The organism is Paenibacillus sp. Z3-2 (assembly GCF_054161325.1).
The window spans coordinates 2,324,384-2,339,560 of sequence record NZ_CP096397.1 but is presented as its reverse complement, the minus strand read 5'-3'; the positions used below and the strand labels follow the sequence as shown (position 1 = coordinate 2,339,560).

General features: G+C 44.5%; 18 protein-coding genes. All 18 read right to left on the bottom strand.

The features are described from left to right. Nucleotide 1 precedes the first annotated feature (1 nt). Entirely contained in the window at nucleotides 2-367 is a 366-nt protein-coding gene (locus M1D71_RS10500; RefSeq protein WP_017689175.1) for a response regulator, read from the bottom strand. 28 nt (nucleotides 368-395) lie between these two features. After that, nucleotides 396-1,667 (bottom strand): flagellar motor switch phosphatase FliY, encoded by a 1,272-nt coding sequence (gene fliY, locus M1D71_RS10495; RefSeq protein WP_458126382.1) that lies wholly within the window; start codon nucleotides 1,665-1,667, stop codon nucleotides 396-398. Continuing rightward, nucleotides 1,657-2,655 carry a flagellar motor switch protein FliM gene (gene fliM, locus M1D71_RS10490; RefSeq protein WP_145318898.1) on the bottom strand — a complete coding sequence of 333 codons (999 nt, stop codon included), beginning with the start codon at nucleotides 2,653-2,655 and terminating at the stop codon, nucleotides 1,657-1,659. Before fliM ends, fliY begins: the two co-directional genes overlap by 11 nt. 40 nt (nucleotides 2,656-2,695) lie before the next feature. Continuing rightward, on the bottom strand, nucleotides 2,696-3,145 hold the full coding sequence (locus tag M1D71_RS10485) for a flagellar basal body-associated FliL family protein (RefSeq protein WP_458126381.1): 450 nt from the start codon (nucleotides 3,143-3,145) through the stop codon (nucleotides 2,696-2,698). Continuing rightward, nucleotides 3,145-3,366 (bottom strand): flagellar FlbD family protein, encoded by a 222-nt coding sequence (locus tag M1D71_RS10480; protein WP_024630220.1) that lies wholly within the window; start codon nucleotides 3,364-3,366, stop codon nucleotides 3,145-3,147. Before M1D71_RS10480 ends, M1D71_RS10485 begins: the two co-directional genes overlap by 1 nt. Before the next feature lie 66 nt (nucleotides 3,367-3,432). Next, entirely contained in the window at nucleotides 3,433-4,248 is an 816-nt protein-coding gene (gene flgG / locus M1D71_RS10475; RefSeq protein WP_458126380.1) for a flagellar basal body rod protein FlgG, read from the bottom strand. Between the two features lie 81 nt (nucleotides 4,249-4,329). After that, complete coding sequence (locus tag M1D71_RS10470; RefSeq protein WP_458127215.1) at nucleotides 4,330-4,659, bottom strand: TIGR02530 family flagellar biosynthesis protein; 330 nt, start codon at nucleotides 4,657-4,659, stop codon at nucleotides 4,330-4,332. A 50-nt stretch (nucleotides 4,660-4,709) separates the two neighbouring features. After that, complete coding sequence (locus M1D71_RS10465) at nucleotides 4,710-5,267, bottom strand: flagellar hook capping FlgD N-terminal domain-containing protein (RefSeq protein ID WP_458126379.1); 558 nt, start codon at nucleotides 5,265-5,267, stop codon at nucleotides 4,710-4,712. Between the two features lie 19 nt (nucleotides 5,268-5,286). Beyond that, the gene (locus tag M1D71_RS10460; protein ID WP_458126378.1) at nucleotides 5,287-6,675 is read right to left on the bottom strand and encodes a flagellar hook-length control protein FliK; all 1,389 of its coding nucleotides are present in this window, start codon (nucleotides 6,673-6,675) and stop codon (nucleotides 5,287-5,289) included. A 38-nt stretch (nucleotides 6,676-6,713) separates the two neighbouring features. After that, complete coding sequence (locus M1D71_RS10455) at nucleotides 6,714-7,655, bottom strand: MotE family protein (protein ID WP_458126377.1); 942 nt, start codon at nucleotides 7,653-7,655, stop codon at nucleotides 6,714-6,716. A 43-nt stretch (nucleotides 7,656-7,698) separates the two neighbouring features. Beyond that, a complete protein-coding gene (fliJ, locus tag M1D71_RS10450) occupies nucleotides 7,699-8,151 on the bottom strand; it encodes a flagellar export protein FliJ (RefSeq protein WP_307413693.1) in 453 nt (150 codons plus the stop codon). An 11-nt stretch (nucleotides 8,152-8,162) separates the two neighbouring features. Next, nucleotides 8,163-9,482 carry a flagellar protein export ATPase FliI gene (gene fliI / locus M1D71_RS10445; protein WP_036609365.1) on the bottom strand — a complete coding sequence of 440 codons (1,320 nt, stop codon included), beginning with the start codon at nucleotides 9,480-9,482 and terminating at the stop codon, nucleotides 8,163-8,165. Further along, nucleotides 9,469-10,332 (bottom strand): FliH/SctL family protein, encoded by an 864-nt coding sequence (locus M1D71_RS10440; protein WP_458126376.1) that lies wholly within the window; start codon nucleotides 10,330-10,332, stop codon nucleotides 9,469-9,471. The genes fliI and M1D71_RS10440 overlap by 14 nt, the downstream gene beginning before the upstream one ends. Continuing rightward, nucleotides 10,325-11,341, bottom strand: coding sequence for a flagellar motor switch protein FliG (gene fliG / locus M1D71_RS10435; RefSeq protein WP_047842476.1), 1,017 nt, complete (start codon nucleotides 11,339-11,341; stop codon nucleotides 10,325-10,327). Before fliG ends, M1D71_RS10440 begins: the two co-directional genes overlap by 8 nt. Before the next feature lie 11 nt (nucleotides 11,342-11,352). After that, nucleotides 11,353-12,939 (bottom strand): flagellar basal-body MS-ring/collar protein FliF, encoded by a 1,587-nt coding sequence (fliF, locus tag M1D71_RS10430; RefSeq protein ID WP_458126375.1) that lies wholly within the window; start codon nucleotides 12,937-12,939, stop codon nucleotides 11,353-11,355. Nucleotides 12,940-13,075: 136 nt separating this feature from the next. Continuing rightward, a complete protein-coding gene (fliE, locus tag M1D71_RS10425) occupies nucleotides 13,076-13,387 on the bottom strand; it encodes a flagellar hook-basal body complex protein FliE (RefSeq protein ID WP_458126374.1) in 312 nt (103 codons plus the stop codon). Between the two features lie 59 nt (nucleotides 13,388-13,446). Further along, a complete protein-coding gene (gene flgC, locus M1D71_RS10420) occupies nucleotides 13,447-13,896 on the bottom strand; it encodes a flagellar basal body rod protein FlgC (RefSeq protein ID WP_458126373.1) in 450 nt (149 codons plus the stop codon). Between the two features lie 5 nt (nucleotides 13,897-13,901). Continuing rightward, complete coding sequence (gene flgB / locus M1D71_RS10415) at nucleotides 13,902-14,309, bottom strand: flagellar basal body rod protein FlgB (RefSeq protein ID WP_458126372.1); 408 nt, start codon at nucleotides 14,307-14,309, stop codon at nucleotides 13,902-13,904. Between the last annotated feature and the right edge of the window lie 868 nt (nucleotides 14,310-15,177).

The window sequence follows — 15,177 nt, the reverse complement described above, 5'->3', positions numbered from 1 at the left end:
CTTAAACGCCCAGTGTCTTGCTAATTGCTTCGATAACCCGGTCAGATTGGAAAGGTTTAACGATAAAGTCTTTGGCACCCGCTTGAATGGCGTCGATTACCATCGCTTGTTGACCCATCGCAGAGCACATAATCACTTTTGCGTTAGCATCAATCTTCTTGATCTCTTTCAAAGCTGCAATGCCATCCATCTCAGGCATAGTAATATCCATTGTGATCAGATCCGGGCGAAGCTCTTTAAATTTCTCAATTGCTTGTGAGCCATCCTGTGCCTCACCAACAACCTCATATCCATTTTTGGACAAAATGTCCCGGATCATCATTCTCATAAATGCAGCGTCGTCTACGACTAAAATTCGGTTTGCCATCTTGATTCAAGTCCTCCCTAAATTGTGCTTATTGTAATTTCTGAATTCGGTCCCATTGGCTAACGATATCTATGACACGAACACCAAAGTTTTCGTCAATAACGACAACTTCTCCCTTGGCAATCAGTTTGTTATTCACCAAAATATCGACAGGTTCACCGGCCAACTTATCCAGTTCGACAATTGATCCCTGTGACAGTTCCAATATATCTTTAATTTGCTTCTGGGTCCTTCCTAATTCTACGGTGACTTTAAGGGGAATGTCCATCAATAAATTCAAATTGTTTTCGTCTACCTGACCATACGCTCCATTTTGCAAATTAGCGAATTGAACGGGCTGTACGTTAACATTCCTATTTGGCATTCCACCGTAATGTTGAGGTGTACCATAAGGTTGCTGCGGCGGCATGCCATAAGGTTGCTGTGGCGGCATACCTTGCGGCATCCCCATTGGAGCCTGTCCATATCCGTTGTGTTCCTGAGCAGGCTGTTGTGGAGCCTGTGGAACCTGTTGCTGAACGGGTGGTTGCTCCGCAACCGGTGGTGGCGTTGCTGGTACTACAGCTGGTGCGGGTTCAGGTGTTGATGCCACTGGTACGCTGGCAGTTGACTCCTGAGCACCTCCAATCAGCATATCAACCATGTTTTTGGCAAAATGCACGGGAAGCAACTGCATCAGATTGGAATCAATCAGGTCTCCGATTAACAAACGGAATGAAACTTGAATCAGGGTCTCATCTTCTGGAAGATTACTTACACCCTCGCCACTCTCCAAATTAAGAATATCGATTCCCGGAGGGGAGATATTCACAAAACGATTGAAGATCGTGGACATGGAAGTAGCGGAGGAACCCATCATCTGGTTCATCGCTTCCTGTACGGCACTAATATGGATTTCATTCAGTTCTTCATCAACCGGATTTCCTTCCCCACCCAACATCAGATCAGCGATGACTTGAGCATCTCTCTTCTTGATGACCAACGAGTTAATGCCTTCGAATCCATCCACGTAATTCACATGAACGGCAACATGCGGCTTGGGAAACGCTTCTTCAAACTGCGTTCGACTAATGATGGAAACCTTAGGTGTTGTAATATCTACTTTTAGGCCCAATAGCGTGGATAAAGCTGTTGCCGCGCTACCAAATGTAATGTTACCAATCTCCCCCAAGGCATCCTGTTCCAGCTCAGTCAAATAATCATCAACCGTTTTCTCTGCTGGCTCTGAACTGTTCATCGATTCCGATTGCCTGAGCAAAGCATCGATTTCTTCCTGGGATAAATAATCCTTACTCGTCAAATTCTTCAACTCCTTCGGTGACAATCTCGTCTATTTGCACAGCCACACGGTCCTTGATTGTTCCCGGACTGCCCATGTACTTCAGTTTGTCACCCACTTTAATGGAAAGCCCCTCATCAACTGGTTTGTTCAATGTAATGACATCACCAACAGACAGACCCAAAAATTCGGCAATTGAAATTCTGGATTCTCCCAATTCCGCTACGACGGGTAATTTGGCTTTGTTCACACGCTCTCGTAGAGCTTCATATTCTTCTGGAGCTCTCGTTTTCTTCTCCGAAACAAACCACTGATGAGTTGACAACCGTGACATAATAGGTTCAAGAACGACATGCGGTATACATAGATTGATCATGCCTGTCGTGTCACCAATTTTGGTACTGAGCGAGATCAGAGCAATGGTCTCATTGGGAGATACAATCTGCATAAATTGCGGATTCGTCTCCAGCGCTTCCATCCTCGGGGAAATATCCAGCACGGTCTTCCATGCTTCCTGCAAACTTTCAAATGCACGGCTGAATATCCGCTCCATGATGGTCGTCTCAATCTCCGTCATCGATGCGATCTTGGTCGGAGCACTTCCTGTTCCACCAAGCAGGCGATCCAACATCGCATATCCCACATTGGGATGGACTTCCATCACCATTCGCCCCTGTAGTGGCTCCGCTTCAAAAATGTTCAATATCGTCATCTTAGGAATAGAACGGATAAACTCATCATAAGGCAACTGTTCGACCTGAACGACATTGATTTGAACGAACGTCCGCAGTTGGGCTGAAAAATAAGTGGTGAGAAAGCGTGCAAAGTTTTCGTGAATACGAGTCAAGCTTCGAATATGGTCTTTGGAAAAACGCACTGCCCGCTTAAAATCGTACGATCTAATTTTCTTTTGAGTTTCTTCCTTCTTCAATTCTTCTGCGTCCATTTCACCAGAAGAAAGGGCAGCTAATAGGGCGTCAATCTCATTTTGTGATAATACATCCACCATGTTCTCACCCCCTTACAGGTCTACAGCATGTTCTGTTCATTTACATCGTTGCTATCACAATGGATGAAAAGCTCGTACTACTTAAATTACCTTCTGGTAAAGCTTCATTAATAAGACCGGTTAATTTCTCGTTAAATAGTATCCGGCCCTTCGCTGTAGCCAGTTCCTCAGACTTTGTATCTGCAAGAGTCTGAATGATAATCGGTTTCACTACAATTTCTTTAATTTTCTCAAAATCTTCCTTGGCTTTTACGTCAGACAACTTGAATGAGAAACTGACGACTACAACATGATCTGTATCAGCCAAATTGGTTTTAATCTCTCCAAGCTCTGAGGAAACTTCTACAATCTCATCGGCAGTCATCTTCTTGGGTTCAGAAGCTGCAGCAGTATGTGTGTCATTCTGTCCTTGCATAAATACAAACACAACCACCACAATGAGTGTTATTGCAAGCAACATTGTTGCAAGCCAGGGCATCATCTTTTTCATCAGGATTCCTCCGTTTGCTGCACTTTGATAGTGGCTGCCTGAACCCCGATTTCACGGTTGTAATCTTTAATTTTGGAAATAACTTCATCGGCTTTCTCAAGCACAATCAGTCTCTTTCCAGTTACCAGAGTAATATACGTGTCCGGTGTCTCTTCGACAATTTCAACCATCAGCGCATTTAACCACATGGGAGAACCATTTAACCGCGTAACCGAAATCATGCTAAGCCCCCTCGATCAGTGTGGGAGGAGCAAGCTCCCCCACGTTTTTAATTCACTAATCAGCTATTAACGTTTCAGGTTAACAACTTCCTGAAGCACTTCATCCGACGTTGTAATGATCCGGGAGTTTGCCTGGAATCCACGTTGAGCTACGATCATCTCTGTAAATTCACTAGTCAGATCCACGTTTGACATCTCGAGCTGTCCAGCAATGACGGCACCTGTTCCAAACTCAGTACTATTAGCAGTTACAATATCGAATGCGCCCTCTGCGTTAGCATTGGCTGTTATGCGATACAAGTTACCACCGATTTTTTCGAGACCCTCAGGGTTTGTTACCTTACCTATACCCAATTGAGCACCAGCTTCAGTTGTTCCGTCATCCATCGTCTGATTGATGAAGCCATCCTGTCCGATTGTAAATGATACGACAGCTTCATCAAGTGTGATAGGTTCCCCACCACCATCAACAACGAACAAACCATCCGAAGTAACCAGGTTACGGTTAGCATCCACATGAAAATCTCCTGCACGAGTCAAAAAGGGGACTTCCTGCTCACCACCAAGTGTTACGAGGAAAAATCCATCACCATTAAGACGCAGATCGGTCGGATTATTAGTCGTCATTGGACTACCCGCTAAATGCAAGGTATCGATCGAACCTACAGAAACACCCAGTCCGATCTGCTTCGCATTCACACCACCGTTTTCATCTCCAGGGGCAGTAACACCTGCAGTTGTTTGGCTCATAATATCTTTGAACATAACCCGACTGCCTTTGAAGCCAACCGTGTTTACGTTCGCAATATTGTTACCAATTACATCGAGTTTGGTTTGAAAACCCCGCATCCCGGAAACGCCTGAGTACATTGATTTCAACATTTTTAAAAATCCTCCCAGTCTTCATTTGGTTACCGCATCAGTCGGTCAGCGGCATTCCGGCTCCCGAGAAGGGCCAACCGGTCAAGAAATGATTACGGCACTATCAATCTGAGTGAACACATTATCCTTCATGCTTTCACTATCCATAGCTGTAACCACTGTACGATTTTTGACATTGACGATAAAAGCCATATCCTGCATCAAAATCAGAGACTCTTTGGCTCCTTTGGCAGCAGCTTTGTCCAAAGCAGAACCAATCTGTTCCATCTGCTCCGTTTTGAGTTCAATACCACGCTGTTCCAAACGTTTGGCAGCATGATTGCTCAATTTTAGAAGATTATCTTCCAGCACCTTTGCAAAAGGTTTGTCGGGTGTTGCTGAGGCTTCTCCCGCTTTGGGTCTTTGAAGCATATTTGGCGTAATCGAGCCGGCATATAATTGTCCAACCGTTATGCGATCACTCATACCGTTTTCCCGCTATCTTCCGTATCACCTGTTTCAGGAGCTGATTCAGCTTCCTGGCTCTCGTTCGATTCAGGGGTTACATCCTGAATGTTCTGTACTGGAGTTTGATTCTCTTCTGCCTGTTTTGGATAATTCACCTGAATAATCTCATCCAGCTTAATCTCGTCATTGCCCACTTTCGCGTATTGAACACTATCTCTTACAATGATGGAATCCACAATACCCTGACGAAGAGTTCCGTTGTCCGCTTTATTAGAAGAAAGCCAGCTTACCTCCATGCCAATCATACCGGATACAGCACCAAGTGACTGATTCAACGTTTTAAGTTGAGTCGAAATATTGACCAGTTGTTCCACTGAGCTGAACTGTGCCATTTGGGCTATAAATTCTTTATCCTCCATCGGCTGCATCGGATCTTGGTTCTGTAGTTGGGTAATCAGGATTTTTAGAAACTGATCTTTGCCTAATTCTTTTGTTGCAGCACTTGTTGTAGCTTTATTAGCAGCGGAATAGTTCGGCCAAGTATTATTCGTTGAAACAATTTCAGTAGCCATTTGCTCACCTCATTTCTGTTTAAGCCTCTGCACTAAATGTATCTCTCTGTAATTCGTTTCCTTCTACCTGCTCGCTACGCCAATTACGCAATTCTTCCTGAATGCCTGCGGTAGCTATAGCATCATCCGATTGTTCCTCACGTTCACGTGAACGACGCTGTTGCTGAGAGTTACTTCCCGATTGACGGCCTCCATCTTGATACATCTGTGATCCGATTGAACTGTTCTGCGTAACCTCAAGTCGTTCCACTTGAATCCCCTGAGCTTGAAGTGAAGAACGCAGCTGCATCATTTGTTGTTCAAGCATGTCTTTGGCCATCATATGCTCTGTCATAAACCGTGCAACCAATTGCCCGTTCTGCAAGGTGATTTGTACATCCAATTTACCTAAATGCTCCGGACGAAGTGAGATGGTTGCCTCGGAAAAACCTTTTTGTTGTACAATATCCAGCTTGCTAACAACAAACTGTGTCATTTCTTTGGCAAATTGTGATGTTTGCATTACAGGTTCAGCCGGTTTCCCTGCTGTCGTACCTGATGTACGCAAAGACAGTTCCCCCGCCGTAATGATGGTTGAGTGATCCAGTTCTCCACCTGCGTTTGAAGCAGATGTGGTATCTGTATCGCCTTTTACCTGAATTCCAGCATTTGTAGCTGCTGCAACAAGAACTTGAGGTGCGACCAAATCCTGTTTGGACGATTGAAGTGAAGTAGTTGGAGCGACCTGTACAGCCTGATCCTTAACAACAGTCAATGTATCCAGTATGGATTTCAGTTCAGTCCATCCCTTGTTACTCGTGGTATCCATTCCAGCCTCTTGAAGTTGCGTCTGTAGAGATTGCAGCAAATGCTTGAATTCGGGAGCGTTCTTCGCAACAGTACTTTCTGCCTCATTCATCGCAGCTACTAACTGTGTAAGCATATCTTGCAAAACAAAGCGTACTGCTGCCGGATGCTGCGACAGTTCAATCGCAGGTACTACACTAGCGCTTCCCGCTCCATCCGAAGACTCATCAGAACCTTCTGCCTTAGTGCCTGAAGTATCATTTAATTGTGCATACATCTGTTGAATCAGAGTCTGCAAACTTGCGAGTAAAGCTGGATCATTTTCCAACGCCTCGTCAAGTGAATCCAGGTCCGAAAACAATGAATTCAGAATGTCCGTGATGGAGGTCGCTTCTCCGTCTTCACTTGGAGCAAAGGAAAACACCAGCGGATTAGCAGTTAAACTTCCCGTAGCGCTTGAACTATCCCCTTCTGTGTTACCTCCAGATAACGATTGTGCAAGAGTTTGCAGAAATTCACCACTAGCACCTGTAGCTGAACCTTTCGATTGTGCTCCAGTCGTCTTCCCTGTCCCTGTGGCCTTTGCAGTTGCTGTGGATGTCATTTGATATACGATCGACATTTATTTTCACCTCCTCTCAGATATCACATGAATCAGGTCTACTTGTTGCCCATTAACCTGTTCAGTATTTTTGCAGTTTCAACCGAATCCTCTGAAGACATATTTTCAAGCAATTGAGAGCGTGTTGCATCATCTACCGAGTTCAGGATGGTCAACGTTTTGTCTGGACTCAACTTATATGTTTCCAATAGTAGCTTGGCACCACTTGAAGCAGACATCGAAGCAAACGTTTGGCTAAGCTGGTTTTTATCCAGGTTTTTGCTCGTGGTTGTTGCTGTCGTTGATGTTGCTTCGGTTTCTTTCTTCAATCTGGATTGCAGTGCATCCAGTGCCAGATCTCCGGAAGGTTTGGCATCCTTCATCATCATGGTGACATCGGCTGCTGTTTTCGGGTCCATCTTTTCAAGCACTTTCGTCCGAGCAGATGATTGCATGGCATTCAACAACAGGACCATTTCCTCATTCGTCATATTTTGCAAAATTGGTGCAGCTTTGCTCGGACTCATGTCAGCATACATTTTAGCTAAATCTTTTATTTGCTTTTGATAATCGGATTCCGTTTCCGGCGTTGCCGCTGTAGCCGTCTCAGCAGCTTTCTCTGCATCATCCAACTTCTTCTGAAGGTCTGTTGCTTTCTTCGCCTCAGTTGTTGTCGCTTCCTGTGCTGCCTTAAGTTCTGTTTCTTTTGCCGTAACTTGGGACTTCAGCTTTTCGATTGTCGCTTCAGCACTTTCAACCTGCTGCTCACTCTTCTCCAGCTTATCTTTCTCAGGGTCCAGCACAGGATCAGGTACCCATTCCTTAACTACCGGAATCTTGTTAGCAAATTCAAACAAATTATTACGAATATCTACATTGAAAAGCGTAAGCAATACGCCCAGCAATACTACAGTGAATACAATCGGGATGGAAATCATGAGAAATTTTTCCCATCCGCCTCCCGATTCTTTTTCCATATCGCTATCGTCTTTAACAGCCATCGTTCATTCCTCCTTCACGAGACAACTTCGCGTCCGGCTCACATCAATTCGCGCGCCCGGCTTTGGCAGCGAAGCGTACAGTAGCCATCTCGTCCAGATCGTTCTGTTCCCGGAGGAGCATCTCCTGCTGAAATTTGATCTTGGCCTTGTCTCTCGCTCCAAGCCATACTTTTTCATCAACCATCTTACCGTTCAGAAACGTCTGATTCCGTTGCACATTGACCTGAGCATGTTTAACATCATTGTTTTTACGTGAAATGCACTCGTCAAGATGATGTACATATCGCTGCATCTCCTGCAGACTGTTTACAGACGCTGTATTTTCCGTAGCAGATTGGATAATCCCGACCAGATTATTTCTATCGTTCAGAAGTTGTATCAGATGCTCTTCCTCCGTCTGAAGCTTTCCGATCGCTGTGGATAACATCCACTCTGCCTGTGTTTTTTCATTACTCTTCAGGTCAACAACCTTCTGGAAATGATACCGAAATTTCATCGCTTAACCATTCATCTCCTTGCAAATTCAAGAATCAAACGTTCCTGTACTTCACTTAAGGTGACTTTCTCGTCGACTTTCTGCTTTGTAAAGTTCCATATGCTATCAATCTGGTCTATTGATTCATCAATCGCTGCATTTGAGCCTCGCTGATAAGCTCCAATATTGATCAAATCCTCCGACTCTTTGTACACAGCCATCAAACGCTTCATATTATTAACAGCTTCCAGCTGCTCTTCGGGAGCAATATCCTTCATGACACGACTTATACTGGCTAGTACATCGATTGCCGGAAAATGACCTTTATTCGCAATGGATCGGTTTAACACAATGTGGCCATCCAATATACCCCTCACCGCATCCGCGATCGGTTCGTTCATGTCATCCCCATCAACCAGAACGGTGTAAAAGGCTGTAATCGAACCCGTAGGCCCTGTGCCTGCCCGTTCAAGCAGTTTGGGCAAACTCGCAAATACCGATGGAGTATATCCTCTCATTGCCGGAGGTTCACCGACAGCCAGACCGACTTCCCTTTGAGCCATCGCATATCGAGTAACCGAATCCATCATGAGCATCACGTTCATTCCACGATCTCGGAAGTACTCTGCAATAGTGGTTGCGATAACCGCTCCTTTGATACGAATCAGGGCAGGCTGATCTGACGTTGCAACAATAACTACGGAACGTTCCAATCCTTCTGGCCCCAGATCCCGTTCGATAAAGTCGCGAACCTCACGTCCCCGTTCACCCACAAGCGCGATGACATTGACATCTGCTGCTGTATTGCGAGCAATCATGCCCATCAATGTACTCTTACCAACACCAGAACCGGCAAAAATACCTACACGCTGTCCCTTACCTACGGTCAACAATCCGTCGATAGCTCTTACACCAACACCCATAGTTTCAAGTACACGCGGACGATCCATTGGATTAACTGGTGTATTGGAGGTAGAGTACATCGGCATTCTGGATGGGAGAAGGGAACCGTCCAGCGGCTGCCCAAGTCCGTCCAGCACTTTACCGAGCAATTCGGAGCCTACCTGAACTCCGAGTGGTTTACCAGTACCTACTACATCGCAACCCGGACCGATGGATTGAAGTTCACCCAGTGGCATAAGCAGCACTTTGTTATCTCGAAACCCAACGACTTCGGCCTGTAGAGGCTTGGCCGATTTACCAGGGTAGATGTAACATACGTCACCGATACTTGCATCTGGCCCTTCTGACTCAACCATAAGACCAATGACCTGAGTAACTTTGCCGTTAATGCGAACGGGATCAAATTGCCGCAAATGTTCCATATATCGCTGTGAACTAAGAACCTTCATGTTGATTTCTTCGCTCCTCATCCTCAAGTGCTATGCGGACCAGTTCTTTTTTGATTTCAGCAAGCTGTGTATCAATTCTCGCATCTACACTTCCGAACGAAGAACGGATAACACATCCTTTGTCTTTGACCGTGGAATCAGGCAAAATCTGCAATTCTGCTTGAGAGTCAATGGACAGGGATAATTCTTCGCGAGCTGCCTGTACAAATGCAAATTGATCAGGAGCCACACAAAGTGTGATCAAACCCTGCTCCCGTTTACGTGACAAACTTTGACGAATCAGTTCCAAGGTATGATCCGGTTCAATGGTAAGTTGCTTATCAATGACTTTCTCAGCAATCCCACAAGCGAGATCCACAAGGAACGGCTCCGCTTCCTGAATGATCTGATCTTTTGCTACATAAGCTTCCTGGAGAACTTCCTGGGCTTCATTCATCATCTTTTCGATCTGCATTTGGAGATCCAGTTCTGCTTGTACTTTGCCTTCTTCAAAACCCTGTTGGAAACCTTGTGAACGTAGTGCTTCGATCAGATGTTCATCCTGTTGTCGTTGTTCCTGCCACCAGCTATCGATCTGTTCACGGGCTTCTTGAAGCATGCGCTCTGCTTCTTCCGAAGCTTCACGTACTTGCTTTTCTGCAAACTCCTTGGCATCTTCCAGCATCTCTGCGGTGAGACGTTGTGTTTCTTCGTCCACGCGTGCTTGAAGCGTTTCAGCTTCAGAACCTTCAGCACTCACACCATTTAATTCCGTTTCAGACTCCTCGGCACCCCCATAATGATGATGGTTCTCAAGTCTTTTACGGTCATCAACCGGTACATACTGGAAAGATTTAATCAAATTAGACAATGATATCATCTCCTCCACCGCGTGCGATAATGATTTCACCGGCTTCTTCCAATCTGCGTATCGTTCCTACGATACGTGTCTGAGCTTCCTCAACATCACGCAATCGCACAGGTCCCATGAATTCCATCTCTTCTTTGAATGTCTCGGACATCCGTTTCGACATATTCCGGAACACGGCATCCCGAACTTCTTCGCTTGCCACTTTGAGTGCCAGCTGCAAATCTGCGTTGTCGATATCCCGAATAATGCGCTGAATCGAACGATCATCCACATTGACGATATCTTCGAATACAAACATGCGTTTTTTGATTTCCTCTGCAAGCTCCGGATCCTGAATCTCGAGCGAGTCCAAAATGGTACGCTCTGTCCCGCGATCGACTCCGTTCAAAATCTGAACGATTGATTCAATACCACCCGCATTCGTGTAATCCTGCGTTACGGTAGAAGATAGTTTCTGTTCCAGAACCCGCTCCACTTGAGAGATGACTTCCGGCGAAGTACTATCCATAACAGCCACCCGGCGAGCGACATCTGCCTGTTTCTCTTGTGGCAAGGATGATAGAATCGCTGCTGCCTGTTCGAATTGCAGGTAAGACAGAACCAGGGCAATCGTTTGCGGGCTTTCATTCTGAATAAAGTTCAAAATTTGATTCGGATCTGCTTTGCGCGCAAAGTCAAATGGTCTAACTTGCAGCGTAGCTGTCAAACGATTAATGACTTCAAGTGCTTTGGATGAACCCAGAGCTTTCTCCAGGATTTCTCTGGCGTAATTGATACCGCCCTGAGAGATATATTCCTGCGCAAGACAGATCTGGTGAAACTCGGCCATGATCATGTCCTTCTCAGAAGAATCAACCTTGCGAACGTTGGCAATCTCCAACGTAAGTTGTTCGATCTCCTCGTCACGCAGATGTTTGAAAATCTGAGCCGATACTTCCGGACCTAATGTAATCAACAATATTGCTGCTTTTTGTCTGCCAGTCAAACCTTGACTGCTTGCCTTTGCCAATGCGCTCACCTCTATTCGTCAGCCAGCCATGTGCGCAGCAGATTGACGAATTCGTCTGGCTTTTTCTTGGCCAAACTCTCCAATTGTTTGCGCACCTGACTTTCGTTCGTTACACTGTCCAGCGTAATGGACGGGAACTCTGTTGCTATTGGAAGAGGAATCTCTTCTTCTTCTTCTTCTTCGTTTTGTTTGCGGCGACGGCGTACTAACAAAATAACAACCGCTGCGATCAATGCTGCAATGAGTGCTCCTCCGCCCCACATCATCGTTGAGGAAAGCTGGAAACCCGTATTGTCTGCAGAGGCAGTCTGGAACCCTTGTGACATAACTGAAACTTTCTTTGTCAGATCGGCGTCACTTATTACAGTGCCTGAGTCTGCCAGTGAAGCACGAACAATGTTAACCAAAATGTTCTCAATTGCGTCCTGAACCGGTCCCTGTAATTCTGTTTCTCCATTCGGTGGTTCAACTGCCACGTTAATGGTTAAATCTTTTACAGTATACGGACTAGAAATAATATCCTTGGCGATTCGATTAACATCGTAGTTGACCGTACTTGATGATTCTTCCGAAGTTGAGTTCCCTGCTGCATCAGCAGATGGATAACCCGGAACTTCCTCTTGCCCTGTGCCTGCAACACCACCTGTTGGGTTGCTTGCGCCGGTGTAACTCTTCTGAATCTCCTGCACACTAATTTCGATGCCTTTCATGTTCTCTACATCAACGGGTGTGACTAGATTTTCTTTACGTGTTTCTTTGTCAAAATTAAGCTTGGAGGCTACCAAAACATTGACTTTGTCTTCGCCTACAATCTGAGAAAGAAATTGCTTCACGTTATTACGGACATCGTTTTCGAACTTTTTCTGTAATGCCATGTTCTCTTGAACATCTGAAGACAACCCGCCACTACCACCTCGGGCAGTCGGAATCAGTTCTGCTTCATCCGTGTTTGTTATTGTGATGTTCTCAACAGGCAGATTAGGAATTGCGGTCTTAACCAAATTAAAATATCCATCTACGGCTGCCTGATTTGGGTGATAACCCGGTTTAAACTGGAGTGCTACCGATGCAGATGCTTTATCCTGTTCTTCTAAGCCAGCAAAAATATTATCCTTCGGCATATTGACCAGCACTTTAGCGTCCTGTATCCCTTGCATCCGCTGAAGCAACTGTTCAACTTCCCCGTTTAAAGCATTGTTGTACTTTACATCAAACTCTTTATCCGTCATCCCGATCGGAGATGATGATTCCTCAAATGACTTATATCCCAGTGAACCATTCTGAATAATCCCTTGTGATCCAACATTCACTTTTGCAATGGCAACACTCGTGCTTGGTACGGATATCGTCTTGCCATCTGAACTTAATTTGTATGGAATGCTAGATGAATCGAGATAACTGATAACGCCTGCTGAATCACTTGCATTCAAGTCTGTGAACGCAACCTCATATTCCGTCTTGGACAATTGCATTGTGAGTACAACTGCAGCCAAAATCAGAAACAGGAAGGTGGATAAAAATAATACTTTTTGCTTTTTACTGAAACTATTCCAATACTGGGACCCCTTGTCCCTGTACTGGGCGATTCTCTCATTCACTCTGTCACCCCATCCGAAACTTTGCTTAGTCTGTCCTTACGCAACCCTAGCCGTTCCATAGGTCTACGATCAGAAGCAGCATCGCAGCTGCTTGTTGTAATGATCAGCGCTATTGCCTGAGCGCAAGTAGATTATTCTATAACTGGATTCGCATAATTTCCTGATACGCTTCGACCACTTTGTTTCGGACTTGAGACGTGAGCTGCAGGCTTAACAATGCCTGCTCGGAAGCGATCATCACCTGATCTACGTTCGCTTTTCCCACCAAAAATTGATTCGACATTTCATGCGATTGAGTCTCCTGTGCAGCGACGGATCCTAATGCGTTCTGTAAGTATGTACCGAAGCTCTGAATGGTTTCGGCTGGTGTAGAAGGCTTGCTTTCGATTGCACTCTTCATCTGTAGCGGTTGTACGCCCTGTGTGCTAAACATGTTGTTCTGAATCATTAATGTCCCTCCCCTTCATCTCTCGTTTACATATTTCTTGTTTTTAATTTCAGAGCAGATTATCTTCCAATCTCCAAAGCTTTGGAGATCATTGATTTGGTTGAATTCAATGCTGTTACATTTGCCTCATAGGAACGCGAAGCAGAGATCATGTCGACCATTTCTTTCGCAATGTCCACGTTAGGCATAAATACATATCCTTCTGCGTTGGCATCCGGATGAGAAGGATCGTAGACAGGCTTCAATGGTGACTGATCCTCGCGAATCTCAGTTACTCTGACACCATCTCCCGTACTGCCACCTCGCATTTGATTTTGGAGCATTGTACCAAATGACGTTTTGTTCGGTTCAAGCACAACCATTTTGCGTTTGTAAGGAACAGCTTCACCATTGGATACGCTCGCGCGCGTCGTCTCTGCGTTGGCAATGTTGGAAGATATAACGTCCATCCGCAACCGTTGGGCCGTCAGAGCTGATGCACTGATACTAAAACTATTACTAATGTTCAATTAGGTTATCTCCCTTCCACGCCAATACGCATGATTTTAATTTGTTCGTTCACTTGTTGAATATAAGCGTTGTAACGCAACTGATTCTCCGCCAGAAGACTCATTTCTCTGTCTATATCGACATTGTTTCCGTTGTTATTCATGGACGTTGACTGGTCCATATTAACTACTGGCGTTGGTACAGAAGAGGAAGGACCTATGACAAAATGCCTTGCATCAGTTACTTTACCTCTAAGAACAGGCATTTCTCCATTCATTTGCCCCTGTAACATCTCTTCAAAAGAAACGTCTGAGCGCTTGAAATACGGGGTATCGGCGTTCGCGATGTTGTCAGCAATCGTTCGCTGTCTGATGTTGGACGCATCGAGTGCACCTTGTAATCTTTTAAAGCTAATATCGTTTAAAAGATTCACAATCTCCCTCCTCTCTTTAGAAGTTATGGAAAAAGATTGAATCTTCTTCCTTGAAAATCCTTATGTTTTTTCGACAAAAACATTCGTTTTTACACGGTTTTCTAGGACTTAAGTAGAATTAACTCTGATGTTGTCGTATAACATAAGTTTCTTCGAGTTTGGGATATATTACAATAAGAAAAAAGCCCTATCTTTTCTTAAAGACAGGGCTTTTTGTGTATTTTCTGCAAATTATGAATTTTTTCGTAAATGTTCAGGCCCAAAACAAAAGTATGTTAATACTCTCCTTGATTGTTCTTAAACATTCTTAAAATAAAAAAAACCTTTCTCGTCTCGACAGGACTGTATAATGCCCGTAATTATGTATATTTCAGAAATATTCATCGTTGATAATGTTAGAATTTTTTGCCGTTAGATTAAGGGTTTAGTGGCTATATGATAGGTATACATACGAAGCTGTGTATTAATCAATTGACAAGTTATCTTTCACGAATTAAGATTTCTCACCATTTCCACACAACACTTTCTTAACAATTAAGTAGGGTTTACGTATTTTAATCCCCAGAAAACATTTGGTGACTTCACGCTTTTCTACAAATTATGTTTTTGCGCATTTACGCAACATTTACCAATCTGTCAACTAAACCGATGCCCAGACTTGGAATAAGAAACACTCTTTTAATGGGAATGACTGGATATAAAAATTAGAAATAACTACCACTCCGATAGGTTTTAACACACTTTACATGCGGCACAAGTCCTAGGTTTTGTCGATCCAGATAACAACCCCACAACTTTTATCGGTTATCTCATCTAAATCCTTTAGATAGAAGCAAAAATAAACGATATGTCACCGGTCGGAGAGAGA

Bases quoted from the DNA above. Each gene is read 5' to 3' on its own strand.
- fliM (WP_145318898.1), bottom strand. From the start codon at position 2,655: ATGGTGGATGTATTATCACAAAATGAGATTGACGCCCTATTAGCTGCC.
- M1D71_RS10460 (WP_458126378.1), bottom strand. From the start codon at position 6,675: ATGTCGATCGTATATCAAATGACATCCACAGCAACTGCAAAGGCCACA.
- M1D71_RS10500 (WP_017689175.1), bottom strand. From the start codon at position 367: ATGGCAAACCGAATTTTAGTCGTAGACGACGCTGCATTTATGAGAATG.
- M1D71_RS10455 (WP_458126377.1), bottom strand. From the start codon at position 7,655: ATGGCTGTTAAAGACGATAGCGATATGGAAAAAGAATCGGGAGGCGGA.
- M1D71_RS10470 (WP_458127215.1), bottom strand. From the start codon at position 4,659: ATGCTTCAAAGACCCAAAGCGGGAGAAGCCTCAGCAACACCCGACAAA.
- M1D71_RS10485 (WP_458126381.1), bottom strand. From the start codon at position 3,145: ATGAAAAAGATGATGCCCTGGCTTGCAACAATGTTGCTTGCAATAACA.
- M1D71_RS10480 (WP_024630220.1), bottom strand. From the start codon at position 3,366: ATGATTTCGGTTACGCGGTTAAATGGTTCTCCCATGTGGTTAAATGCG.
- M1D71_RS10465 (WP_458126379.1), bottom strand. From the start codon at position 5,267: ATGGCTACTGAAATTGTTTCAACGAATAATACTTGGCCGAACTATTCC.
- fliJ (WP_307413693.1), bottom strand. From the start codon at position 8,151: ATGAAATTTCGGTATCATTTCCAGAAGGTTGTTGACCTGAAGAGTAAT.
- fliI (WP_036609365.1), bottom strand. From the start codon at position 9,482: ATGAAGGTTCTTAGTTCACAGCGATATATGGAACATTTGCGGCAATTT.
- flgG (WP_458126380.1), bottom strand. From the start codon at position 4,248: ATGTTGAAATCAATGTACTCAGGCGTTTCCGGGATGCGGGGTTTTCAA.
- fliE (WP_458126374.1), bottom strand. From the start codon at position 13,387: ATGATTCAGAACAACATGTTTAGCACACAGGGCGTACAACCGCTACAG.